The 22,546-nt window shown below is 72.0% G+C and carries 22 protein-coding genes and 1 riboswitch; of the genes, 13 read left to right on the top strand and 9 right to left on the bottom strand.

Annotated features, from left to right (window positions below; genetic code table 11):
* Positions 1 to 90 precede the first annotated feature (90 nt).
* The 3 genes from BM076_RS07620 (at position 91) to BM076_RS07610 (ending at position 3,882) form a co-directional block, all read left to right on the top strand.
* Positions 91 to 888 carry an ArsR/SmtB family transcription factor gene (locus BM076_RS07620; RefSeq protein WP_093712588.1) on the top strand — a complete coding sequence of 266 codons (798 nt, stop codon included), beginning with the start codon at positions 91 to 93 and terminating at the stop codon, positions 886 to 888.
* Between the two features lie 123 nt (positions 889 to 1,011).
* Complete coding sequence (locus BM076_RS07615; RefSeq protein ID WP_093712587.1) at positions 1,012 to 1,392, top strand: VOC family protein; 381 nt, start codon at positions 1,012 to 1,014, stop codon at positions 1,390 to 1,392.
* An 87-nt stretch (positions 1,393 to 1,479) separates the two neighbouring features.
* Positions 1,480 to 3,882, top strand: a complete 2,403-nt coding sequence (locus tag BM076_RS07610; protein WP_093712586.1) for an ATP-binding cassette domain-containing protein — start codon at positions 1,480 to 1,482, stop codon at positions 3,880 to 3,882.
* Positions 3,883 to 3,912: 30 nt separating this feature from the next.
* Here BM076_RS07610 and BM076_RS07605 read toward each other — a convergent pair whose 3' ends face one another.
* Positions 3,913 to 4,743 carry an alpha/beta hydrolase gene (locus tag BM076_RS07605; RefSeq protein WP_093712585.1) on the bottom strand — a complete coding sequence of 277 codons (831 nt, stop codon included), beginning with the start codon at positions 4,741 to 4,743 and terminating at the stop codon, positions 3,913 to 3,915.
* Positions 4,744 to 5,011: 268 nt separating this feature from the next.
* On the opposite strand from BM076_RS07605, the gene BM076_RS07600 reads away from it, so the two are divergent.
* Complete coding sequence (locus tag BM076_RS07600) at positions 5,012 to 5,917, top strand: aminoglycoside phosphotransferase family protein (protein WP_177246362.1); 906 nt, start codon at positions 5,012 to 5,014, stop codon at positions 5,915 to 5,917.
* Positions 5,918 to 5,992: 75 nt separating this feature from the next.
* Here the strand turns inward: BM076_RS07600 and katG are convergent, their stop codons facing one another.
* On the bottom strand, positions 5,993 to 8,218 hold the full coding sequence (gene katG, locus BM076_RS07595; RefSeq protein ID WP_093712584.1) for a catalase/peroxidase HPI: 2,226 nt from the start codon (positions 8,216 to 8,218) through the stop codon (positions 5,993 to 5,995).
* Between the two features lie 392 nt (positions 8,219 to 8,610).
* Between katG and BM076_RS07590 the strand changes: the two genes are divergently transcribed.
* Positions 8,611 to 9,024, top strand: a complete 414-nt coding sequence (locus BM076_RS07590; protein ID WP_093712583.1) for a Fur family transcriptional regulator — start codon at positions 8,611 to 8,613, stop codon at positions 9,022 to 9,024.
* Between the two features lie 34 nt (positions 9,025 to 9,058).
* Here BM076_RS07590 and BM076_RS07585 read toward each other — a convergent pair whose 3' ends face one another.
* Entirely contained in the window at positions 9,059 to 9,295 is a 237-nt protein-coding gene (locus tag BM076_RS07585; protein ID WP_093712582.1) for a hypothetical protein, read from the bottom strand.
* On the opposite strand from BM076_RS07585, the gene BM076_RS35585 reads away from it, so the two are divergent.
* Positions 9,294 to 9,431, top strand: coding sequence for a hypothetical protein (locus BM076_RS35585; protein ID WP_177246361.1), 138 nt, complete (start codon positions 9,294 to 9,296; stop codon positions 9,429 to 9,431). The genes BM076_RS07585 and BM076_RS35585 overlap by 2 nt on opposite strands.
* Positions 9,432 to 9,453: 22 nt before the next feature.
* On the opposite strand, the gene BM076_RS07580 is transcribed toward BM076_RS35585, so the two are convergent.
* Positions 9,454 to 10,527, bottom strand: coding sequence for an alkene reductase (locus BM076_RS07580; protein WP_093712581.1), 1,074 nt, complete (start codon positions 10,525 to 10,527; stop codon positions 9,454 to 9,456).
* Positions 10,528 to 10,670: 143 nt separating this feature from the next.
* Here BM076_RS07580 and BM076_RS07575 point away from each other — a divergent pair, with 143 nt between their 5' ends.
* Entirely contained in the window at positions 10,671 to 11,054 is a 384-nt protein-coding gene (locus BM076_RS07575) for a MerR family transcriptional regulator (protein ID WP_093712580.1), read from the top strand.
* Positions 11,055 to 11,130: 76 nt separating this feature from the next.
* Entirely contained in the window at positions 11,131 to 11,748 is a 618-nt protein-coding gene (locus BM076_RS07570; protein ID WP_093712579.1) for a TetR/AcrR family transcriptional regulator, read from the top strand.
* Here the strand turns inward: BM076_RS07570 and BM076_RS07565 are convergent.
* The 3 genes from BM076_RS07565 to cobF all read right to left on the bottom strand — a co-directional run bounded on the left by BM076_RS07565 (position 11,742) and on the right by cobF (position 14,614).
* The gene (locus BM076_RS07565; protein ID WP_093712578.1) at positions 11,742 to 12,824 is read right to left on the bottom strand and encodes an aldo/keto reductase; all 1,083 of its coding nucleotides are present in this window, start codon (positions 12,822 to 12,824) and stop codon (positions 11,742 to 11,744) included. The genes BM076_RS07570 and BM076_RS07565 overlap by 7 nt on opposite strands.
* A 249-nt stretch (positions 12,825 to 13,073) precedes the next feature.
* A complete protein-coding gene (locus BM076_RS07560) occupies positions 13,074 to 13,844 on the bottom strand; it encodes a cobalt-precorrin-6A reductase (protein ID WP_093712577.1) in 771 nt (256 codons plus the stop codon).
* Positions 13,841 to 14,614, bottom strand: coding sequence for a precorrin-6A synthase (deacetylating) (gene cobF / locus BM076_RS07555; RefSeq protein ID WP_093712576.1), 774 nt, complete (start codon positions 14,612 to 14,614; stop codon positions 13,841 to 13,843). Before cobF ends, BM076_RS07560 begins: the two co-directional genes overlap by 4 nt.
* A 56-nt stretch (positions 14,615 to 14,670) precedes the next feature.
* Positions 14,671 to 14,818: riboswitch (cobalamin riboswitch) on the top strand.
* A 38-nt stretch (positions 14,819 to 14,856) separates the two neighbouring features.
* Between cobF and BM076_RS07550 the strand changes: the two genes are divergently transcribed.
* The 5 genes from BM076_RS07550 (at position 14,857) to BM076_RS07530 (ending at position 18,658) form a co-directional block, all read left to right on the top strand.
* Positions 14,857 to 15,072 (top strand): CbtB domain-containing protein, encoded by a 216-nt coding sequence (locus BM076_RS07550; RefSeq protein WP_435822127.1) that lies wholly within the window; start codon positions 14,857 to 14,859, stop codon positions 15,070 to 15,072.
* Between the two features lie 11 nt (positions 15,073 to 15,083).
* Complete coding sequence (locus tag BM076_RS07545; protein WP_093712575.1) at positions 15,084 to 15,947, top strand: CbtA family protein; 864 nt, start codon at positions 15,084 to 15,086, stop codon at positions 15,945 to 15,947.
* Between the two features lie 151 nt (positions 15,948 to 16,098).
* Complete coding sequence (locus BM076_RS07540) at positions 16,099 to 16,755, top strand: (2Fe-2S)-binding protein (RefSeq protein WP_245795826.1); 657 nt, start codon at positions 16,099 to 16,101, stop codon at positions 16,753 to 16,755.
* Between the two features lie 270 nt (positions 16,756 to 17,025).
* Entirely contained in the window at positions 17,026 to 18,099 is a 1,074-nt protein-coding gene (gene nicT / locus BM076_RS07535) for a Nickel transporter NicT (RefSeq protein WP_093712698.1), read from the top strand.
* Between the two features lie 85 nt (positions 18,100 to 18,184).
* A complete protein-coding gene (locus BM076_RS07530; protein ID WP_093712573.1) occupies positions 18,185 to 18,658 on the top strand; it encodes a tetratricopeptide repeat protein in 474 nt (157 codons plus the stop codon).
* A gap of 148 nt (positions 18,659 to 18,806) precedes the next feature.
* On the opposite strand, the gene BM076_RS07525 is transcribed toward BM076_RS07530, so the two are convergent.
* Complete coding sequence (locus BM076_RS07525; protein WP_093712572.1) at positions 18,807 to 19,607, bottom strand: putative protein N(5)-glutamine methyltransferase; 801 nt, start codon at positions 19,605 to 19,607, stop codon at positions 18,807 to 18,809.
* A gap of 182 nt (positions 19,608 to 19,789) precedes the next feature.
* Positions 19,790 to 22,363: a glycoside hydrolase family 2 protein gene (locus tag BM076_RS07520; protein WP_093712571.1), complete on the bottom strand. Its 2,574-nt coding sequence runs from the start codon at positions 22,361 to 22,363 to the stop codon at positions 19,790 to 19,792.
* Positions 22,364 to 22,546 lie beyond the last annotated feature (183 nt).

Raw genomic sequence — 22,546 nt, 5'->3', positions numbered from 1 at the left:
TAAGGCTTACTTGAGCCGTTCCGGAGCGCGCGTTGACAATAGGCAGGCAAATGCCTGCATAATTGAGAGGTGAGCCCCGAAGCGACAGCGATGGACCAGGTCTTCAAAGCGCTCGCCGACCCGACCCGGCGGCTGCTGCTCGACCGGCTGCGCGAGCGCGGCGGCCAGACGCTGCGCGAATTGTGCGAGCGCCTCGGCATGGCCAGGCAGTCGGTGACCCAGCACCTCGACGTGCTCGGCAAGGCCAACCTCGTGACCGTCGTCCGGCGTGGGCGCGAGCGGCTGCACTACCTGAATCCGGGTCCCATCCACGAGATCGAACAGCGCTGGATCTCCGGGTTCGACCGGCCCCGGCTGGACATGATCAGCGCCATCAAGCACCAGGCTGAGGAGTACGCCATGACCGAAGCGACGGCAGCACCGTCCGTACCGACCTACGTCTACGTCACCTACATCAAGGCGAGCGCCGAGCAGGTGTGGCACGCCCTGACCGACGCCGATCTGACGGCGCGCTTCTGGGGGCACGCCAATGTCTCCGACTGGCAGCCCGGTTCGGCCTGGGAGCACCGGCGGGTGGACGGTTCCGGCGCCGTCGACGTCGTCGGCCACGTCCTGGCCGCCGAGCCGCCGACCCGGCTGGTGATCACCTTCGAGGACTCCGCCGGCACCGAGCCGCCGCGCGAACCGTCGACGGTCACCTTCCTCGTCGAGCCGCACGAGGACATCGTCCGGCTGACCGTGACCCACGAGAAGCTCGCCAACATGGACATGTTCCACGGCATCTCGCAGGGCTGGCCCGCGGTGCTCGCCAACATCAAGTCGCTGCTGGAGACCGGCGACGTCCTCCCCCAGGCCCCCTGGAACATGACCCCGGCCGCCCACGCCTGAGGGGCGCCGGCCGCTCCCGACACCGGTCAGGAATGGAGAAGCGCTTCCCGGCCGCCGCCCTTAGCGTGAAACGTGCCGGGCGGATCGGCGCCGGCACCCCCTCTCACCTCAGGAGCGACCGTCATGACCAGCTCGTCCACCTCCTCCTCCACCCCGTCGACCACCCTGGGGATCAAGACCGTGCTGCACCCCGTCAGCGACCTGGCGAAGGCCAAGGCCGTGTACGCGGCGCTGCTCGGCACGCAGCCGTCCACCGACGAGTCGTACTACGTCGGCTTCGAGGCCGCGGGCCAGCACATCGGGCTGGTGCCCGGCGGCGGCCCGCAGGGGCTGACGTCACCGGTCGCGTACTGGCACGTCACCGACATCGAGGCGAAGCTCGCGGAGCTGACGGCGGCGGGCGCGATCGTGAAGGACGCCGCGTCCGACGTCGGCGGCGGCCGGCTCGTGGCCACGGTGACGGACCCCGACGGTAATGTCCTGGGCATCCTCCAGGACCGCTGACCGCCGGCGGCCGGCCGCCCCGAACGGGCGATCCGGCCGCCGTCCGCCGACATCCGCGAGCGCACCACCGAACCACGGGGAGAGACGATGAGCACCGCCAGGAAGCAGGCCGCGCGGCCGACCGCACCGCATGCCGCCGACAGCCACGACCTGATCCGGGTGCACGGCGCTCGCGTCAACAATCTCAAGGACGTCAGCATCGAGATCCCGAAGCGCCGGCTGACGGTGTTCACCGGTGTGTCGGGCTCCGGCAAGAGCTCGCTGGTGTTCAGCACCATCGCGGCCGAGTCGCAGCGGCTGATCAATGAGACGTACAGCGCCTTCGTCCAGGGCTTCATGCCGACCATGGCGCGGCCCGAGGTCGATGTGCTGGACGGACTGACCACGGTGATCACCGTGGACCAGCAGCGGATGGGCGCCGACCCGCGGTCGACGGTCGGCACCGCCACCGACGCCAACGCGATGCTGCGCATCCTGTTCAGCCGGCTCGGCACGCCGCACATCGGCCCGCCGAGCGCGTACGCCTTCAACGTCCCCTCGGTCCGTGCGAGCGGCGCCATCACCGTCGAGCGCGGCGCGAAGAAGGCCGTGAAGGCGACCTTCAACCGCACCGGCGGCATGTGCACCCGCTGCGAGGGCCGCGGCGCCGTCTCCGACATCGACCTCACCCAGCTCTACGACGACACCAAGTCGCTGAACGACGGCGCGATCACCATCCCCGGCTACGGCGCCGACGGCTGGAACATGCGGCTGTACAAGGAGTCGGGCTTCGTCGACCCCGACAAGCCGATCCGCAAGTACACCAAGAAGGAACTGCACGACTTCCTGCACCACGAGCCGGTCCGGATGAAGATCGCCGGCATCAACATGACGTACGAAGGGCTCGTGCCGCGCGTCGAGAAGTCGATGCTCGCCAAGGACAAGGAGGCGATGCAGCCGCACATCCGGGCGTTCGTGGAGCGGGCCGTCACCTTCACCACGTGCCCCGAGTGCGACGGCACCCGGCTCAGCGAGGGCGCCAGGTCGTCGAAGATCAAGCGGATCAGCATCGCCGACGCGTGCGCGATGCAGATCAGCGACCTGGCGGAGTGGGTCCGCGGTCTCGACGAGCCGACGGTGGCACCGCTGCTCGCCGCGCTGCTGCGCACCCTGGACTCCTTCGTGGAGATCGGCCTCGGTTATCTGGCACTGGACCGCCCGGCGGGCACCCTGTCCGGCGGTGAGGCACAGCGCGTGAAGATGATCCGGCACCTGGGCTCCTCGCTCACCGACATCACCTACGTCTTCGACGAGCCGACCGCGGGTCTGCACCCGCACGACATCCAGCGGATGAACGACCTGCTGCTGCGGCTGCGCGACAAGGGCAACACGGTGCTGGTCGTGGAGCACAAGCCGGAGACGATCGCGATCGCCGACCATGTGGTGGACCTCGGGCCCGGCGCAGGGTCGGCGGGCGGCACCATCTGCTTCGAGGGCGGCCTCGACGGGCTGCGCGGCAGCGGCACCATCACCGGCCGGCACTTCGACGACCGGGCCGCGCTCAAGGAGTCGGTGCGCGAGCGGACCGGGGTCCTGGAGATCCGCGGCGCGCGCACCAACAATCTGCGCGATGTCGACGTGGACATCCCGCTCGGGGTGCTGACGGTGGTGACCGGTGTCGCCGGCTCCGGCAAGAGCTCGCTGGTCCACGGCTCGCTGGTGGGCGGACCCGGCGCCGACGGTACGGGGGTGGTCGCGGTCGACCAGAGCCCGATCCGCGGCTCGCGGCGCAGCAATCCGGCGACGTACACCGGGCTGCTCGACCCGGTCCGCAAGGCGTTCGCGAAGGCCAACGGGGTCAAGCCGGCGCTGTTCAGCGCCAATTCGCAGGGCGCCTGCCCGACCTGCAACGGGGCGGGCGTCGTCTACACCGACCTGGGCATGATGGCCGGGGTGGCCGGCACCTGCGAGGAGTGCGAGGGCAAGCGCTTCGAGGCGTCGGTGCTCGACCACCGGCTCGGCGGGCGCGACATCAGCGAGGTGCTGGCGATGTCGGTGGCGGAGGCGGAGGAGTTCTTCGGGTCGGGCGAGGCGCGCACTCCGGCCGCGCACACCGTCCTGGGCCACCTCAAGGACGTCGGCCTCGGTTATCTGGGCATCGGCCAGCCGCTCACCACCTTGTCGGGAGGCGAGCGGCAGCGTCTCAAGCTGGCCACCCACATGTCGGAGAAGGGCGGCGTCTACGTACTGGACGAGCCCACCACCGGTCTGCATCTGGCCGATGTCGAGCAACTGCTCGGGCTGCTCGACCGGTTGGTGGACTCCGGCAAGTCCGTCGTGGTCATCGAGCACCATCAGGCGGTGATGGCGCACGCCGACTGGATCATCGACCTCGGCCCCGGCGCGGGACACAACGGCGGACAGATCGTCTTCGAGGGCACGCCCGCCGACCTCGTCGCCAAGCCCACGACGCTCACCGGTGAGCACCTGGCGGCGTACGTCGGGGCCTGACGACGGGGGCGGGTAGGACCGGCGGGGCTGTCAGCCTGCCGTGACGGCACTCACGCCGGGCGCCCGGCCGGCGCTCGCGGCGGTGCCGCGGGCGCCGAGGTGGCGGGCGAAGAAGCGGACCGCGCTGTCCGCCTCGAACCTCGGCAGCTCCTTGTGCCGGCCCGCGTTGGCGTGCAGCGTCTTCTCCCGCGAGGCGAAGGCGTCGAAGAGTTCCAGCGCGGACGACCGCGGGATGTGCTCGTCGTCCCACTGCATGGCGAACTCGACGGGCACGGTGATCCGCCGCGCCTGCTCCGCCAGCGCCTCGGGCCAGTGCTGGCCGAAGACGGCGGCGGTGATCCGGGGTTCGGCCGCCACGAAGGGCACGCCGATCGCGGTGCCCATGTTGAGGCCGAACCAGCCGACCGGTCCCCCGGTCCCGATCTCCGGCAGGCCCTGGAGGGCGTCCAGCGTCGCCCGCCACTCGGGGACGGCGCGTTCGGCCAGATGGGCGTTGTAGCGGACGACGACCGGGCCGACGGGCTCACCCGTCGCCATCGCCCGCTGCATCACCGCGATCTCCCGCTCGTCGTGCGCGGTGCGCGGCCGGTCGCCGTGGCCGGGCGCGTCGATGACGGCGACATGGAAGCCGCAGCCGTCCACCAGTCGGCGCGCGCGGCCCGCCATCGCGGGGTGCTTCTTGTGATTACCGCCGCCGTGGCCCATCAGGACCAGCGGGGCGCGGTAGGTGCCGGGGTCCGGCGACCAGAGGACGCCGGGGATGCCGGCGTCGTCGCTGTTCCCGGCGATGCCGTCGACGGTGAAGTCGCGTTCGAGGACGCCGTCCGCGACGGTCTCGGCGGTGAAACGCAGAGTGTTCATGAGGTGCTGCCCTTCGGGAGTGCCCAGCTTTCTGTGGCGCTCCCGGCGACACCTACGTCGGTCGCCCGGCCGTGACGGCGAGGCGGAGCACCCATACGGTTCCTGCGGTCATGGGTCTCACCTCCTGCGTCGGTGTCACGGTGACCGGGACGCTACCAAGGCGGCACCGCCGCGCCAACTCCTTTTCCGCGGGCGGCGGGCCGACGTCCATGAGGCCCGCGAAAACGGGTTTGACGGGGACGCCGGGTGCGGGATCGGATGGCGGACCATGACGAGCGCGCCCATCCACCCCGGTCCGCACCCCATCGACGAGGACCTCGTACGGCGGCTGGTCGCCGGGCAGTTCCCGCGGTGGGCGGGTCTTGAGGTGCGGCGGTTCCCGTCCGGCGGCACCGTCAACGCGATGTACCGGCTCGGCGACGACATGGCCGTACGCCTGCCGCTGGTGGCGGGCGGGGCCGGGGACGTCGCGCGGGAGCGGGAGTGGCTGCCGCGGCTGGCGCCGCTGCTGCCCCGGGCGATTCCCGAGGTGCTGGCCGCGGGCCGGCCCGCCGAGGGGTATCCGTGGCCGTGGTCGGTGTACCGCTGGCTCGACGGGCGGACACCGGAGCCCGGGGCGCTGGTGGATCCGGTGCGGCTGGCGCGGGACCTGGCGGAATTCGTCACCGCCGTGCGGGACGTCACGCCGACCGGCGCGCCGCCGGCCCATCGCGGCGGGCCGCTGGTGCGGCTGGACGCCGACACCCGGGCGGCGATCGGGCAACTGCGCGGCATCCCGCAGGAGGGCGTCGACTGCGACGCGGTGACCGCCGTGTGGGAGGACGCGCTGGCCGGTCCTGCGTACGACGGGCCCGGGGTGTGGCTGCACGCCGATCTGATGCCGGGGAATCTGCTGGTGGCCCCGGACGGCGGGCTGGCAGCGGTGATCGATTTCGGGTGCGCCGGGGTGGGCGACCCGTCCTGCGACCTGTTCCCGGCGTGGAATCTGCTGCCACCGGAGGCACGCGAGGTGTTCCGGGCGGCGCTGGACGCCGACGACGCGGCTTGGCGTACGGGCCGGGCCCGTACGCTCTCGCAGGCGCTGATCGCGCTGCCGTACTACCGGGAGACCAATCCGGCGATGGCCGCGGGCGCCCGGCAGGTGATCAGGGCGGTGCTCGCCGACCGCGGGTGAACGCCGGCGCGCCCGGGCCTTCGCAGGCCCGGGCGCGCCGGGGTGATCCTCGTGTTCCTCGCCGGAACCGGGCGCTTACGCCAGGTCGAACCGGTCGAGGTCCATGACCTTGGTCCACGCCGCGACGAAGTCGTTCACGAACTTCTGCTTCGCGTCGTCGCTCGCGTACACCTCGGCGAGGGCGCGCAGCTCGGAGTTGGAGCCGAAGACCAGGTCCGCGCGGGTGCCGGTCCACTTGACGGCGCCGGCGGCGTCGCGGCCCTCGAAGACGTTCGCGTCCGCGGAGGTCGCCGACCACGTGGTGCCGAGGTCCAGCAGATTGACGAAGAAGTCGTTCGTCAGGGTGCCGGGCGTCTCGGTCAGCACACCCAGCTTGGAGCCGTCGTAGTTGGCGCCGAGCACGCGCAGGCCGCCGACCAGGACGGTCGTCTCGGGGGCGCTGAGGGTCAGCAGGTTGGCGCGGTCGATCAGCTGGTACTCGGCCGGCAGCCGGCTGCCCTTGCCCGCGTAGTTGCGGAAGCCGTCCGCGACGGGCTCCAGCGCCTGGAACGACTCGGCGTCGGTGTGCTCGTCGGTCGCGTCCACGCGGCCCACGGTGACGGGCACCTCGATGTCGAGACCGCCGTCCTTGGCGGCCTTCTCGATCGCGGCGGCGCCGCCGAGCACGATCAGGTCGGCGAGCGAGACCTTCTTCGCGCCGGAACCGGCGTTGAACTCCTGCTGGACGCCTTCCAGGGCGCGCAGCACCGAGGCCAGTTGGTCCGGGTTGTTGACCTCCCAGCCGCTCTGCGGCGCGAGGCGGACCCGGGCGCCGTTGGCGCCGCCGCGCTTGTCGCTGCCCCGGAAGGTCGAGGCGGACGCCCAGGCGGCGGAGACCAGCTGCGAGACGGACAGGCCGGTGGCGAGGATCTTCGCCTTGAGGGCGGTGACGTCCGCGGCGTCGATGGTCTCGTAGTCCGCGGTCGGCAGCGGGTCCTGCCACAGCAGGGTCTCGGCGGGCACCTCCGGGCCGAGCAGCAGCGACTTCGGGCCCATGTCACGGTGGGTCAGCTTGTACCAGGCGCGGGCGAACGCGTCGGCGAACTCGGCCGGGTTCTCGTGGAAGCGGCGGGAGATCGGCTCGTAGATCGGGTCGACGCGCAGCGCGAGGTCGGTGGTGAGCATCGACGGCGCGATCTTCTTCGTGGCGTCGTGGGCGTGCGGGACGGTGCCCTCGCCCGCGCCGTCCTTCGGCTTCCACTGGTGGGCGCCGGCCGGGCTCTTGGTCAGCTCCCACTCGTAGCCGAAGAGGTTGTCGAAGAAGCCGTTGCTCCAGCGGGTGGGCGTGGAGGTCCAGGTGACTTCCAGGCCGGAGGTGATGGTGTCCGCGCCCTTGCCGGTGCGGAAGGTGTTGCGCCAGCCGAAGCCCTGGTCCTCGATCGGGGCGGCCTCGGTGTCGTCGCCGACGTGGTCGGCCGATCCTGCGCCGTGGGTCTTGCCGAAGGTGTGGCCGCCCGCGATCAGGGCGACGGTCTCCTCGTCGTTCATCGCCATCCGGCGGAAGGTCTCACGGATGTCGCGGGCCGCGGCCAGCGGGTCCGGGTTTCCGTTGGGGCCCTCGGGGTTGACGTAGATCAGACCCATCTGGACGGCGCCGAGCGGGCTCTCCAGCTCACGGTCGCCGGTGTAGCGCTTGTCGTCGAGCCAGTCGGTCTCGGGGCCCCAGTAGACGTCCTCGTCGGCCTCCCAGACATCGGCGCGGCCACCGGCGAAGCCGAAGGTCTCGAAGCCCATGGTCTCCAGGGCGACATTGCCGGTGAGGATCAGCAGGTCGGCCCAGGAGATGCTCTGGCCGTACTTCTTCTTGACCGGCCACAGCAGGCGGCGGGCCTTGTCCAGGTTGACGTTGTCCGGCCAGCTGTTGAGCGGGGCGAAACGCTGCTGGCCGGCGCCGGCGCCGCCGCGGCCGTCGCTGATGCGGTAGGTGCCCGCGCTGTGCCAGGCCATCCGGATCATGAGCGGGCCGTAGTTCCCGAAGTCCGCGGGCCACCAGTCCTGCGAGGTGGTGAGCACCTCGGCGATGTCCCGCTTGACGGCGGCGAGATCCAGCGCCTGGAACGCCTCGGCGTAGTCGAAGTCCTCGTCCAGCGGGTTGGCGACCGCCGGGTTCTTGGCAAGGATCTTCAGATTGAGCCGCTCGGGCCACCACTGGCGGTTTCCGCCGCCCTGCGTGGGGTGCGGTGCGCGGTCATGCGCGACCGGGCAGCCGCTCGCACCCTCCGCCTTCGCGTCGGTGACGATTGCATCATGGTTCTCAGACATGGGAATCCTTCCGGACCTGGCGGATCACGGTGCTCAGGAACTGCGGGGCTGGGTGGAACAGTCGGGGCGCCCGGCCCCGGGGGACGGCCGCGGTGGGGCGGCGACAGGTCGAACGACGCACGGCGGCCGTCGGACACGGTCGGGCAGGCTGGCGACGGCCCCGTGGGCGGTCCTCACCCACGGACCTGCGCCGCGGCTTCGCGGCGAGTGGTCCCGTCACGTCTCCGTCTCCTGCACTGCTGGTGGCTTCCTGTCCCTTGGTTATCGCCGGAAACGATCCTACGATGGACTGTGTCCAAGTCAAGAAGCGGGCCAAGTTCATATCCCATCAGACTCCGGACGTCCCTTGGTAAACTTCGGGCATCCCGCCGAACCTGAATAGGTGAACCGATATGAGTGACCTGCTGGAACGGCTGCGCGGGCGTGGCTGGCGGATGACCTCGCAGCGGCGCGTCGTCGCCGAGGTCCTCGACGGCGACCACGTCCATCTGACGGCCGACGAGGTGCACGCCCGTGCGGCGGGCCGGCTGCCGGAGATCTCCCGGGCGACGGTCTACAACACGCTCGGCGAGATGGTCGCGCTCGGCGAGATCATCGAGGTCTCCACCGACGGCCGCGCCAAGCGGTACGACCCCAACGCGCACCACGCGCACCAGCACCTGGTATGCACCAGTTGCGGGACCATCCGGGACGTCCACCCGACCGGCGATCCGCTGTCCGACCTCCCGGCGGCCGAGCGTTTCGGCTTCACCGTCTCCGCGTTCGAGGTCACCTACCGGGGCCTGTGCCCCGACTGCTCGGCGTAACCCGGCACCAGGCTCCTGGGCGCGCCCCGCACCACTAGGACGCGGGCACGCGCCCGACAAGGGCCGCCGCGACACGGCGGCGGATCGCCGGGAGGTCGGGGTGGTCGGCGAGCACGGCGTCGTCGGGCATCTCCTTGACCGCCTCCTCGACTGCGAGCAGCGCGCGGAACAGCCGGGGCAGCACCGTACGGGCCTGCCGGCAGGTGCCGCCGGACGACTTCAGGAAGCAGCTCACCGGCCACGGCATGCCCGAGGCCATGGCGCGGAGCATGGCGGACATGATCGACGCCAAGGACCACGGCCTCGACGACGGCTTCACCCGTACCCCGCGGCACGCGGTCGAGACGCCCACCACGCTCCGGCAGTGGTGCGAGGAGGTGCTCAGGCCGGCGGTCGCCGCGGCCTGAGACCGTACGGCCCGGCGGCGGGTCAGGCCACGTCCTGGTGCGCCGGGTAGGTGAGGTAGCCCGCGTCGCCGCCCTGGTAGTAGGTGGCCTCGTCGACCGGCGCGATCGGCAGGCCCCGGCGCAGCCGCTCGACCAGGTCGGGGTTGGCGAGGAAGCCGCGGCCGAAGCTGATCAGGTCGGCGCCCAGGCCGAGCCAGTGGTCGGCGTCGTCCCGGCCGGCCTGCTTGGGTCCCATCGGCAGCACCGGGTTCATGATCAGGGTGCCGGGCCAGGCACGGCGCAGGGCGGTCAGCACGTCCTCGTCCGAGGTGGCCTCCAGGTGCACGTACGCGAGGCCGAGCGTGGCGAGTTCGGTGAGCAGCGCGGTGTACAGCTCACGGACCTCGGTCTCCTGGACGCCCCAGAAGGTGGCGCCGGGCGACAGCCGGATGCCGACGCGGTCCGCGCCGACGGCCTCGGCGGTGGCGGCGACCGCCTCCACGGCGAAGCGGATGCGGTGCGCGATCGGACCGCCGTAGCCGTCGGTGCGCAGATTGGCGTTGGACGAGAGGAACTGCGAGATCAGATAGCCGTTGGCGCCGTGCAGTTCCACCCCGTCGAAGCCGGCGTCGACCGCGCGCCGGGCGGCGTCGGCGTACGACCCGGCGTGCTCGGGGATCTCGGCGAGGTCCAGGGCGCGGGGCACCGGGGCGGGCTGCGGCCCGGACGGGGTGAACACCTCGCCGACCGCGGCGACCGCCGAGGGGCCGACCGGCAGGGTGCCGATGGTGTCGGGGTGCGAGACCCGGCCGCCGTGCATGAGCTGGGCGAAGATCCGGCCGCCGTTGGTGTGCACGGCGTCGGTCACCGGGCGCCAGGCGGCGACCTGTTCGTCGGTGTGCAGGCCGGGCGTCCCCGGGTTGGACTGGCCGACGGCGCTCGGCTGCACGCCCTCGCTCACGATCAGCCCGGCCGTGGCCCGCTGGGCGTAGTACGCCGCCATCGACGGGGTCGCGAGCCCTCCGGCCGCCGCGCGCACCCGGCTCATCGGGGCCATGACCAGGCGGTTCGGCAGGGTCAGTCCGCCCAGCCGGTAGCTGGTGAAGAGGGTGGTCACGTCGGGCTCCTTCACAGTCCGTGTCGCCCGGGGATCGGGCACGGCTGCTACGCTAAAACCTGACATTGACGTCAGAGGCAAGCTCTGTGACGCAGCTCATGGCTGGGGCTCACCGTTGCTGCTCACGGTAGGAGGAGGACGCGATGCGCATCGGCGAGCTGGCGGCGCGGGCCGGGGTGAGCGTCCGCTCCGTGCGCTACTACGAGGAGCAGGGGCTGCTCAGCAGTGTCCGCAGCGGCAGCGGTCAGCGGCACTACACGGACGAGGAGGTCGAGCGGGTCGCGTTCATCCAGCGGCTGTACTCGGCGGGCCTGTCCAGCCGCACCATCGCGGAACTGCTGCCGTGCGTCGACTCGCCGAGCGAGGAGCATTCGGAGGCCGCGCTGGAGCGGATGGCGCAGGAGCGCGACCGGCTCTCCGCGCACATCGACGACCTGGTCCGTACCCGTGACACGCTCGACAAGCTGATGGACACGGCGCGCGAGTACCGCGACCGGCACTTCCGCGCCCCGGTCCCGCAGGACTGAGCGGCCGGCCCGCGACTGCGACCCACCGGGGATCGCGCGCCGGGCCGGGCCCGGCCGACCTCGTACGCTGGTCGCCATGAGTCCTGATGCCTCCCCCGCACCGGCCCCGCGCCGTAGGGACGCCGTCGCCACCCGCGCGGCGATCCTGAAGGCCGCGCGGACGGCCTTCACCGAGCACGGTTACGACGGGGCGGGAGTGCGGGAGATCGCCCGCGCGGCGGAGGTGGACGCCCGGCTGATCGGCCGGTATTTCGGCTCCAAGGAGGGGCTGTTCGCCGAGGTCGTGGACATCGCCTTCGAGAAGTCCATGATGATGACCCCCGAGCTGAACGGCGAGGCGGCCGCGACATTGCTCACCGCGCAGGACCAGCACACCTACGACGGTCTGCTGCTCGCCCTGCGCTCGGCCGCCAATCCCCGCGCGGCGGCCGTCATGCGCGACAGCATCGAAGGCAACTACCAGGCCCGGCTGGCCGCCGCGCTCCCCGGCACCGACACCACCGGCCGCTCGGCCCTGCTGATCGCCATCTGCGCGGGCGTGCTGCTCAACCGGATGCTGCTCGGCCACACCGCGCTCAACAGCGCCGAGGAGACCGAGCGGCTGATCCCCTATCTGCACAAGGCACTTGACGCGGTGGCGATGGCGCCGCAGGACGGTACGGGCGCGGCGCCGGCCGACGGGCCGGTTCAGTAACGGACGTCGCTCTGGAGCAGCGGCGGATAGACCTCGGACGGCTCGCCGTCCACCGTGGTGCCCGCGAACTGGAGCATCCGGCGCAGTGAACCGTGCAGTGCGGCGGGGTAGTCGAGCGTCGGCGCCGACACCTCGTCGAGGCCGCGGAGCTGATCCGGCGTCAGCTCCAGGTCGAGAGCCGCGAGATTGGTCGTCAGGTGGTCCACCCGCCGGGCACCGAGGATCGGCACGACGGTGCCTTCGCGTGCCCGCAGCCAGGCCAGGGCGACCGCCGTCGGGCTGGTGCCCAGCTCGTCGGCGACGGCGGTGACCGCGTCGATGACGGTGAACTCCTCCTCGGTCGGGCCGCCGACGAAGGCGGAGCGCGCGGAGTCGGCGACCTCGCCGCCGCGCCGGTACTTCCCCGACAGGAAACCGTTCTTCAGCGGGCTCCACGGCACCAGCGCCATGCCCTGGTCGCGGGCGAGCGGCGCGACCTCGCCCTCGACGGTCCTGGCCAGCAGCGAATATTCGACCTGGAGCGCGATCAGCGGTGTCCAGCCCTTCAGCAGGGCCATGGTCTGCGCCTGGGCGGTGACCCACGCCGGGGTGTTGGAGAAGCCGACGTAGCGGATCTTGCCCGCCCGGACGAGGTCGTCCAGGGTGCGCATCGTCTCCTCGATCGGGGTCTGCCGGTCCCAGTTGTGCAGCCAGTACAGATCCAGGTGGTCGGTGCGCAGCCGGCGCAGCGACGCGTCGAGCTGCGCGATGATCGACGAGCGGCCCGCGCCGCCGCCGTTGGGGTCGCCGGGGAAGAGGTTGAAGAAGAACTTTGATGCCAGCACCGCCCGGTCGCGCAGGCCGGGCCGGGCGGCGAAGAAGTCGCCGAGGATCTTCTCGGAGTGGGTGTTGGTGTAGAAGTTCGCGGTGTCGACGAAATTCCCGCCGAGGTCGAGATAGGTCGCGAGGATCTTCTCGGACTCCTCGACGCTGCATCCGGCGCCTCCGGGATCCTCCCCGAAGGTCATGGCGCCGAGCGCGAACGGGCTGACGCGCAGGCCGGAGCGGCCGAGGGTGAGGTAGTGGTCGAGCGGCATGAGCGGTCTCCCAACGAGGTGCGGATCGTGGCCGGCCGGGCCTCGGGTCCGGTCCGACCGCAGGTCGGTCCGGTACGGCCGAAAGTCCGTTTCCGGTGTTTCCATCGAACCGCCGGGCGGGTGGGCGCCGGTAGACCGATCCGCGCGCACTCTTGCACGATCCTCTCGCGTTCGCCCCGATCGGGCGTACGGCCCTCCGCCCGGGAACGGTCGGCGGCCGTCACTCCCCGCGGGTACGACGGGCGTACGTCACTCCCCCGCGATCGCGCGCAGGCGGACCACAGCCCCGGCCGGTGTCCTCACCACCGGGACATCCGCGGGTGGCGGCGGGCGGCGGACGATCAGTACGGGGACGTCCGCCTCGCGGGCGGCGGTGAGCTTGGCCGCGGTCGCGGCGCCGCCGCTGTCCTTGGTGACCAGGACGTCGATGCGGTGTGCGCCGAACAGCGCCCGCTCGCCCTCGACGGTGAACGGGCCGCGCGCGAGCAGCACATGGACGTGCGGGGGCGGTGCGGGCTCGGGGGGGTCCACCGAGCGGGCGAGCAGGAAGAGGCCGGGCGCGGCAGCGGCGAAGGCCGCCACATCGCCCCGGCCGGTGGTCAGCAACGCCCGGGTGCCCAGCTCCGGCAGCAGGGCGGCGGCGTCCGCGACGGAGTCGGCCCAGTGCCAGCGGTCGCCGGGACCGGGCGTCCATCCTGGTCTGCGCAGCACGACCAGCGGGAGGCCGGTGGTGCCGGCCGCCTCGGCCGCATGGGCGGTGATGGTGGCGGCGAACGGATGCGTGGCGTCGACCACCGCGTCCACCCGGTGCTCGCGCAGCCAGTCCGCCAGTCCGTCCGCTCCCCCGAAGCCGCCGGTCCTGACCCGGCCCGGGAGCTGTCGCGGCGCGGCGACCCGCCCGGCCAGCGATGTGGTGGTGGCCCAACTCGCGTCCTCGGCCAGCAGTTCCGCGAGCCGCCGGGCCTCACCCGTACCGCCGAGGATCAGCACGTGGCGCGGCGGCCCGCCGGGACCGGTCACGCGGGGATGCCGCGCCGCAGCAGGTAGGTGTCCATGATCCAGCCCTTGCGCTCCCTGGCCTCGGCCCGTACCACGGCGATGCGTTCGGCGAGGCCGTCGTCGAGCGGTCCCGACAGCAGGATCTCGTCGGGCGTGCCCAGATACGCCCCCCAGTAGATGTGCAGCCCCCGGCCGGTGAAGCGGCCGAAGGTCCGGTGCGCGTCCAGCATCACCACGACGTCGTCCACGCCGTCCGGCCATCCGCCGTCGGCGAGCCGGCGTCCGGTGGTGATCTGGACGGCGCGCCCGACCTGATTGAGCCCGATACGGTGCCGCGCGGCCAGCGCCGAGACGCTGCTCACGCCGGGCACCACCGTCCGCTCGAAGGCGGCCCTGCCACGGGCCCGCACCTCGTCGAGGATGCCCAACGTGCTGTCGTACAGCGCCGGATCGCCCCACACGAGGAACGCGCCGGTGCCGTCGCCTCGGACCTCGTCCGCGATCAGCCGCTCGTACACCTCGGCGCGCCGCTGCCGCCAGTCGTCAACGGCGGGCGCGTAGCCGGGCGTTGAAGTCCTCAGGTCGCGTTCCGGGTCGCGGGCGACCACGACGCGGTGCGACGGCGCCGCGTGTTCGCGCAAGATGTCCTCGCGCAGCCGGACCAGATCCGCCTTCTCCTCGCCCTTGTCGAGCAGGAAGAACACCTCGGTGCGGGCGATCGCCCGCACCGCCTGGAGGGTGAGGTGGTCCGGGTCGCCCGCGCCGATACCGATGACGAAGATCTGCTTCACGATCCGGATTCTGGCACAGCGGCCAGGGGCGTATGTCACAACGGTGCGGGCCTGATTGACGTGCGCGTTCTGCTGCCTCTACGCTCAATTGCGTGATGGCGTGAGGAAGCTGGTGAAAATCCAGCACGGTCGCGCCACTGTGGAGCCGGTCACCGCGGAGGGTGTCCGGCGAGTCAGATACTCAGCCGTCACGACGCCCCAATTGATCGAGGGACGCTGAATCCCTGAAGGAGGCCCCACCCGTGAGTTCTGTGTCCGCTCCCACCAGCACCGCCACACCGGTTGTCCTGCCGGTTTCGAAGGCGGTGATGTGGCTGGTAGGCACCGCCGTCCTGGCGTTCGCCGTCTACTACTTCATCGGTGTCGACCAGGGCGCGGTGAGCGTGTTCGGCAAGGACATGCACATCCACGAGTTCGTCCACGACGCCCGGCACTTCCTCGGTTTCCCCTGCCACTGACCGATCACGCCATGGAAAAGAAACTCATTCTGCGCGGCATAATTGTCGGCGCATTCGCCGGGCTGCTCGCATTCGTTTTCGCCCGTATCTTCGCCGAGCCGCAGATCAACAAGGCGATCGATTACGAGAGCGGCCGGGACGCGGCGCAGGCCGCGCTCGACAAGGCGGCCGGACTGCCGGCCGCGGCGGCCGACCCCGATCTGTTCAGCCGTACCGTCCAGGCGGACGTGGGCATCGGTGTCGGCATGGTGTTCTTCGGGATGGCCATGGGGGCGCTGTTCGCGGTCGCCTACGCGGTCTGCCTGGGCAGGGTCGGCAATCTGCGGGCCCGCAATCTCGCGCTGCTGGTCGCGGGCGGCGGATTCCTCGGCATCTATCTCGTGCCGTTCCTGAAGTACCCGGCGAATCCGCCGGCCATCGGGCACGAGGACACCATCAAGGACCGTACCGGGCTCTATCTGGTGATGGTCGTGTGTTCGCTGGCCTTTCTGGTCGGCGCGGCCGTCCTGGGCAGGCGGCTGCGGTCCCGGTTCGGGAACTGGAACGCCACGCTGCTGGCCGCGGGCGCCTTCGTCGTCGCGATCGGTGTGGTGATGGCGCTGCTGCCCGAGCTGGGTCATCTCGCGTACAACAAGGAGAATTTCGGCAATCACGCGACGGAGACGCCGCTGCCGCTCACCGACGACAAGGGCCGGATCGTCTATCCGGGCTTCCCCGCCGACGTGCTGTTCTCCTTCCGCTTCTACTCGGTGGCCGCGCAGCTCCTGCTGTGGGCGGTGATCGGGCTGTGCTTCGGCCCGCTCGCCGAACGGCTGCTCGCACCGCGTAGCGCCCCCGCCCCGAGCGTCGGCCGGGCGGAACCGGTCGGCGCGTGACGGCCGGATGACCCGTTCGGTACGGCGGTCGCGTACGGCGGATCTGATGTCCCTCGGCCCGTTCTTCGCGGCCGAGGGACACTCCGCTTCCCCCCTCGCACCCGGCGCCGGATTGCCCGATCCTGCCCCGGGCGGTGAAGCCTGGCGGTCGATGGGCGAGCTGGCCGACGGCGGCCCCGCGCTCGCGGAGCGGGTGGCGGGCGTACGCCGCTACCTCGCGGCGATGGGCGGCGGGCCGCCGGAGACGGTCGAGACACGGGTCGCGGCATCGGTGGCTCATCTGGGCCTGGTCGCGCGGGTGCTGTCGCCGATGCTGGCGCTCGCCGTGCTGCGCGGCGAGGTCGCCTCCGGCCTCCGCCTGGCCGACCTGCGCTGGCGGCCGGTGCTGGGCGGGCCCTTCCCGCTGTCGCTGCCCGACCCGCCGCCCGGGGACGACCTGTCCGGCGCGCCTCTCGAAGCGCTCGCCGCGGCGCTGGCCCGCGACCTGCTCGACGGTCCGGTACGGGAACTCACGGACGCCTTCGCGCCCTTCAGGGTGTCCCCGCACATTCTCCGGGGCAATACCGCCTCCGCGCTGAACGGCGCCGCGGGCATGCTCGCCGCCGCCCGTCCCGCCGACGCCGGCCGCGTACGGTCGCTGGCCGCCGCGCTGCTGGACCGGCCGCCGCTGCGGGGTACGAGCACCCGGGAGGGTACGGCGGAGGCCGGCGCGTACCGCTTCAGGCGCCGTAGCTGCTGTCTGATCTACCGGGCGGCGCCCGGCCGGGCGGGCGCGCTCTGCGGCGACTGCGCTCTCGCGTCCGTGTGACGCGGCCCGCTCGCGTCCCTGTGGTGCGGCGCTCTCGCGTCCGTCCGGCGCGGCGTACCCCCGTCCCTGTGAGACGGCCGGGCGGCCACCCCCGCTGAGCTTGGGCCCGGCCCCAGCGGGCAGTCTTATTGCCAGTATCTTGCAATAAGGACTCAGGTGCGTCTAGCTTGGCATCGCCCGCCTCGACAAAGGACTGATGAAATGACCACCGCCACCACGCCGGACGTTCCGACACCGGCCGGGTCCCGCTGGCGCCGCATATCGGCGTCCATGACCCGCGCCGAGTGGACGAGGGTCGGCGGCATGTTCGCCTTCATCCTCGCGCTGCATGTCATCGGCTGGTTCACCCTGGTGGCGATCGTCGCTCCCGAGCACTACAGCCTCGGCACCAAGTCCTTCGGCATCGGTATCGGCGTGACCGCGTACACGCTGGGCATGCGGCACGCCTTCGACGCCGACCACATCGCCGCGATCGACAACACGACGCGGAAGCTGATGGGCGAGGGCAAGCGCCCGCTGTCGGTGGGCTTCTGGTTCTCCCTCGGCCACTCCAGCATCGTCTTCGGCCTGGCCTTCCTGCTGTCGCTCGGCGTCAAGGCGCTGGCGAGCCCGGTCGAGGACGACGATTCCCAGCTCCACAACGTCACCGGCTGGATCGGCACCACGGTCTCGGGCACCTTCCTGTACGTCATCGCCTTCATCAACCTCGTGATCCTGGCCGGGATCTGGAAGGTCTTCCGCGAGATGCGCGAGGGCAAGTTCGACGAGGCGGCGCTGGAGGAGCAGCTCAACAACCGCGGTTTCATGAACCGGTTGCTGGGCCGGGTCATGAAGTCGATCACCAAGCCGTGGCAGATGTACCCGCTGGGGCTGCTGTTCGGCCTCGGCTTCGACACCGCCACCGAGATCGCGCTGCTGGTGCTGGCGGGCTCCGGCGCCGCGAGCGGGCTGCCCTGGTACGCGATCCTGTGCCTGCCCGTCCTGTTCGCCGCGGGCATGTCGCTGCTGGACACCATCGACGGCTCGTTCATGAACTTCGCCTACGAGTGGGCGTTCTCCAAGCCGGTCCGCAAGGTCTACTACAACCTCACCATCACCGGCCTGTCCGTCGCGGTCGCCCTCATCATCGGCACCGTCGAACTCCTCGGCCTGGTCGCCGAGAAGGCCCATCTGCACGGCGCCTTCTGGGACTGGGTCGGCGGGCTCGACCTCAACATCATCGGCTATGTGATCGTCGGCCTCTTCTTTTTCACCTGGGCGGTCGCCTTCGCCGTCTGGCGGTACGGCAACATCGAGGAGAAGTGGTCGGCGGGCCTGCGCACCGCCGACCAGCAGGCCGACTGAGACGCTCGCGCGCACGGGGTGCGGCGCCCGGCCGTAGGATCCTGCGCACAGGCGCGGCCGGGGGGCCGCGCGGACGGGGGCGACGATGACCACGGACGACCGCATCCAGCGGGCGGTGGAACTCTACGAGCGGGCCGTCTTCGGCGGTGACACCGACGCGCCGGCCGAGGCGCTGTTCTGGACCGGCTGTTTCCACCAGGTGGTGGGCGACGACACCGGGACCGCCGTCCCGCTGTTCGAGCGGTCGCTGGCACTCGCCGAGCGCGCGGGCGACCGGCTGACCATGTCGTACGCGCTGCGGCACCTCGGCTTCGTCGCGCACATGGCGGGCCGGCTGCCGGTCGCGCGCGAGCGGTTCGAGGAGTCGAACCGGCTGCGCCGTGAGGTCGGCTTCCCGGCGGGCGTGGCCGCGAATCTCATCGGCCTGGCCTACATCGCCGCCGCCGAGGGCGACCGCGAGGGCGCCCTCGCCCTCCTCGACGAGGCCGCGGACCTCGCCGACGGCGCCGCGGCCCACGGCATCCGCCGCTCGATCGACGAGGCCCGGACGGAGATCTGACCCCGCCCGGACGGTCGTACGACCCACCGGGCGGCAGGGCAGGCGTCGGGACTCACCACCACGCTGACGGCGGCCGGGCTCGGACCCGCCACCGGGCCGACGGCGGGGCTCAGGACCCACCACCGGGCTGACGGCGGCCGGGCCGGGCTCAGTGCGTCTCGGGCGGGCGGGTGCCGACGATCACCGTGGCGTACAGCTCGGCCGAGGTGGCGACGCGCGTGCGCAGGCCCGCGGCGGTGAAGAGGGCGACCGCCGTGGGTGCCTGGCGCTCGCTCGACTCGACCAGCAGGGAGCCGCCGGGCGCGAGCCAGCGCGGAGCCTCCGCCAGGACGCGGCGCAGGACGTCGAGCCCGTCCGGGCCGCCGTCGAGGGCGATGAGCGCCTCGTGCTCGCGGGCCTCCGGCGGCAGCAGCGGGACGTCGCCGGTGGGTACGTAGGGGACGTTCGCGGCCAGCAGCCGGACCTGCCCGCGCAGGTCGGCGGGAACGGGGGCGAAGAGGTCGCCCTCGTGGACGCGGCCGCCGACGGCCGCGACATTGCGGCGGGCGCAGCGGACGGCGGCGGGGTCGAGGTCGGCGGCGTGCAGCCGTACGCCGCCGAGCGCGGTGGCCACCGCGACACCGACGGCGCCGGAGCCGCAGCACAGGTCCAGCACGAGGTCACCGGGAGCGGTGCGGCCGACCGCGACCTCGACGAGGAATTCGGTGCGGCGGCGCGGCACGAAGACCCCGGGGTCCAGCTCGATCCGGACACCGGCGAAGTCGGCCCGGCCGACGACGTGTTCGAGGGGCAGCCCGGCCGCGCGGCGCGCGACCATCGCGGACAGCTCGTCCGGGGTGCCGGCCGCCGCGATGAGCAGCCGTGCCTCGTCCTCGGCGAAGACGCAGCCCGCGGCCCGGAGCGCGGCGACGACGGAGGATTCGAGTGCGGGGGTGACGAAGTGCGACATGAACAGCCTTTCGGGAAGCCCACGGGCACTCCCCCGGCCTCGCCTACGTCGGCGAGACCGCGCGGCCGTACGGCGGGAGCACCCGGCCTGCGATTGCGGTCATCGGTCCCACCTCCTCGGCTGGTCCTGCGACCCCGGCTCTCGCGGGGTCCGCACTGACGGCACCGACCCTACCCCACGGTTCAGCGCGCCCCGGGTCCGACCGGCTCCCCCGCCCGCGCCGCCGCCCGTACCGCGGAGTTGACACAGGACAGCGCCGCGTCCACGGCCGCCGTTTCCGGCCGGTCCCAGCCCCGTACGGTGATCGTGGCGCGCTCGCCGGGCAGCAGGGTGATCAGACCGCGGTCGCAGGTGGCGGCCGGATCGAGCCGGTCGGCCTGGAGCAGCAGGTCACGCAGCAGGGTCCGGGCGGTGACGGTCACCCGGGTGACGCCGTCGTCCGTGCTCAGCTCCAGGTCCCAGCCGGGCGCCGGATAGGCGAAGTCCTTGTCGCGGACCGGGAACCACAGGGCGCGCGCGGGCGCGGCGCCGCCGGGCAGCTCCGCGTCCACAGTGAGCAGTTCGCTGTCGCTGCCGGCCTGCGGCAGCAGCCCGGCGGGCACCGGGATCTCGGCGACGGCGCGTGGCGGGGCCCCGAACGGCAGCCGGGCCTCGGCCAGTACGGCGCCGTCGACCGCGACCCGGCGCAGCACCGCGGTGCCCGACCACTCCTCGCGGCTCTGGTTGACCACCGCGGCGACCAGCCCGTCGGGGCGCCGCTGGACGGTGAGCAGCCGGTCCGCGTAGAGCCGCTTCAGCTCGTGGTAGAGCGGCTTCTCCCGGCCGTCGCCGTCCACGGCCGCCCAAGATGTCACCGGCCAGCAGTCGTTGAGCTGCCAGACGACGGTGCCTGCGCAGACCGGCCAGTGCGAGCGCCAGTGCTCGATGCCGCAGGCGATCGCGCGGGCCTGGTTGACCTGGGTCAGATAGTGCCAGGTGTCGAAGTCGGCGGGCGGCGGGAAGTGGTGGGCCAGGCCCCGCTCCAGCTTGCCGTTGCCGTCGGCGGCCTTCTGGTGGTGCAGCATGCCGGGCGAGTCGGGCGCGAGCGGGGAGTCGCTGAGCGCGCGGCGCAGCGTGGCGTACGCGGGCGGCGCCTGCCAGCCGAATTCGGCGACGAAGCGCGGTACGTCGTCCAGGTAGCCGGTCCAGTCCCGGCTGTTCCACACGTCCCAGGAGTGGGCGGTGCCGTGCGCCGGGTCGTTGGGGTGGTGCCGCCAGGAGCCCGACCAGGGGCTGCCCGCCCAGTACGGCCGGGTCGGGTCGGTCTCCGCGACGACCCGGGGCAGCAGGCCGAGGTAGTAGCCCTCGCCCCAGGAGGCGCCGGCCAGTTCGGGCTCCCAGTCCCAGTCGCGGAAGGCCCACAGATTCTCGTTGTTGCCGTTCCACAGCACCAGGCTGGCGTGCGGTGCGAGCCTGGCCACGTTCTCCCGTGCCTCGGCCTCCACCTCCGACCGCAGCGGCTGCTCCTCGGCGTAGGCAGCGCACGCGAAGAGGAAGTCCTGCCAGACCAGCAGGCCCAGCTCGTCGCAGACGTCGTAGAAGTCGTCGCTCTCGTACAGTCCGCCGCCCCACACCCGCACCAGGTCGACGCCGGCGTCCTTGGCCTGCTGGAGCCGGCGCCGGTAGCGGTCGGGGGTCATCCGGGTGGGCAGGACGTCGTCGGGGATCCAGTTGATGCCCCGGGCGAATATCGGCTCGCCGTTGACGGCCAGGGTGAAAGCGCTGCCGTGCTCGTCGGGCGCGGTGTCGAGGGTGACGGTGCGGAAGCCGATACGGCGCTGCCAGCGGTCGAGCGCGGCGCCCGCATCGGCGGAGGTGTCGTCGGTCCCGCCGTCGAGAAGGGTGACCTCGCAGTCGTACAGCGGCTGGTCGCCGTAGCCGTGCGGCCACCACAGCTCGGGGTCCGGCACGTCGGCGGTGACGGTGAACCGGTCGGTGCCGGCCGGGACTTCGGCCGCCACCCGGGTCTCCCCCACGCGCAGCCGTACGGTCAGCGGGCGGCCCCGGCCGGACGCAGTGCGTTCGATCTCCAGCCGGACCTCGACGCGGCCGGCGCCGTCCGCGACGGTGACCAGCGGTGTCACGGCGGCCAGCCGGGCGGTCGACCAGTGTTCGAGCCGTACGGGCTTCCAGATACCGGCGGTGACGAGGGTCGGCCCCCAATCCCAGCCGAAGGAGCAGGCCATCTTGCGGATGTACTGGAAGGGCTCGGTGTACGAGTTGGGCCGGTCGCCGACCAGGGCGCGGACCCGTTCCGCCTCGGTGTAGGCGGAGGTGAAGGCGACCGTCAGCGCGGTCCCGTCGTCCCTCCCGTACCGGTCGGTGATGTCGTAGCGGTAGCCGCGGTGCATGTTGCGGGTGCGGCCGAGCAGCGCGTCGCCGAGCCTGATCTCGGCCACGGTGTCGAGGCCGTCGAGGACGAGGTCGGTGCGCTCGTGTGCGGTGCTGCGCGGCGGCAGCTCCGTCCCGTACGTCCAGTCCGCGCGTCCGACCCAGGCGGCCGCGGTCTCGTTGCTGTCCAGGAAGGGGTCTTCCAGCAGTCCGGCGGCCAGCAGGTCGGTGTGGACGCAGCCGGGGACGACGGCCGGGACGGTGCCAGTGCCGGCGTTGCGTACGGCGTCGGGCACCCCGTTGGATCCCCCCTCGGACCCCGCTTCGGCTCCGGCGTCGGGAAGGCGCAGCCTCCAGCCGTCGGCGATCGGCGTGACGTCCTTCATCCCTGCTCCTTGCGCGCTCGCTCCGCTCCGGCGGGCCGCACACGGCATCCGGGGCACCTGCGCCGCCCAACCTAAGTGACCCGCCCGCCATGTGTCCATTAATCGGTAAAGCTCAAGCACGCAGGCCCGTTCAGTGGGCCTACTGAATATTGCTGAACCGATAAAGGTGAGGTTCAGTGGTGC

The organism is Actinacidiphila alni (assembly GCF_900112845.1).
Lineage (GTDB): Bacteria > Actinomycetota > Actinomycetes > Streptomycetales > Streptomycetaceae > Actinacidiphila > Actinacidiphila alni.
Note: the sequence above shows the minus strand (reverse complement) of the source record. Positions and strands in the feature narration are given on the sequence as shown.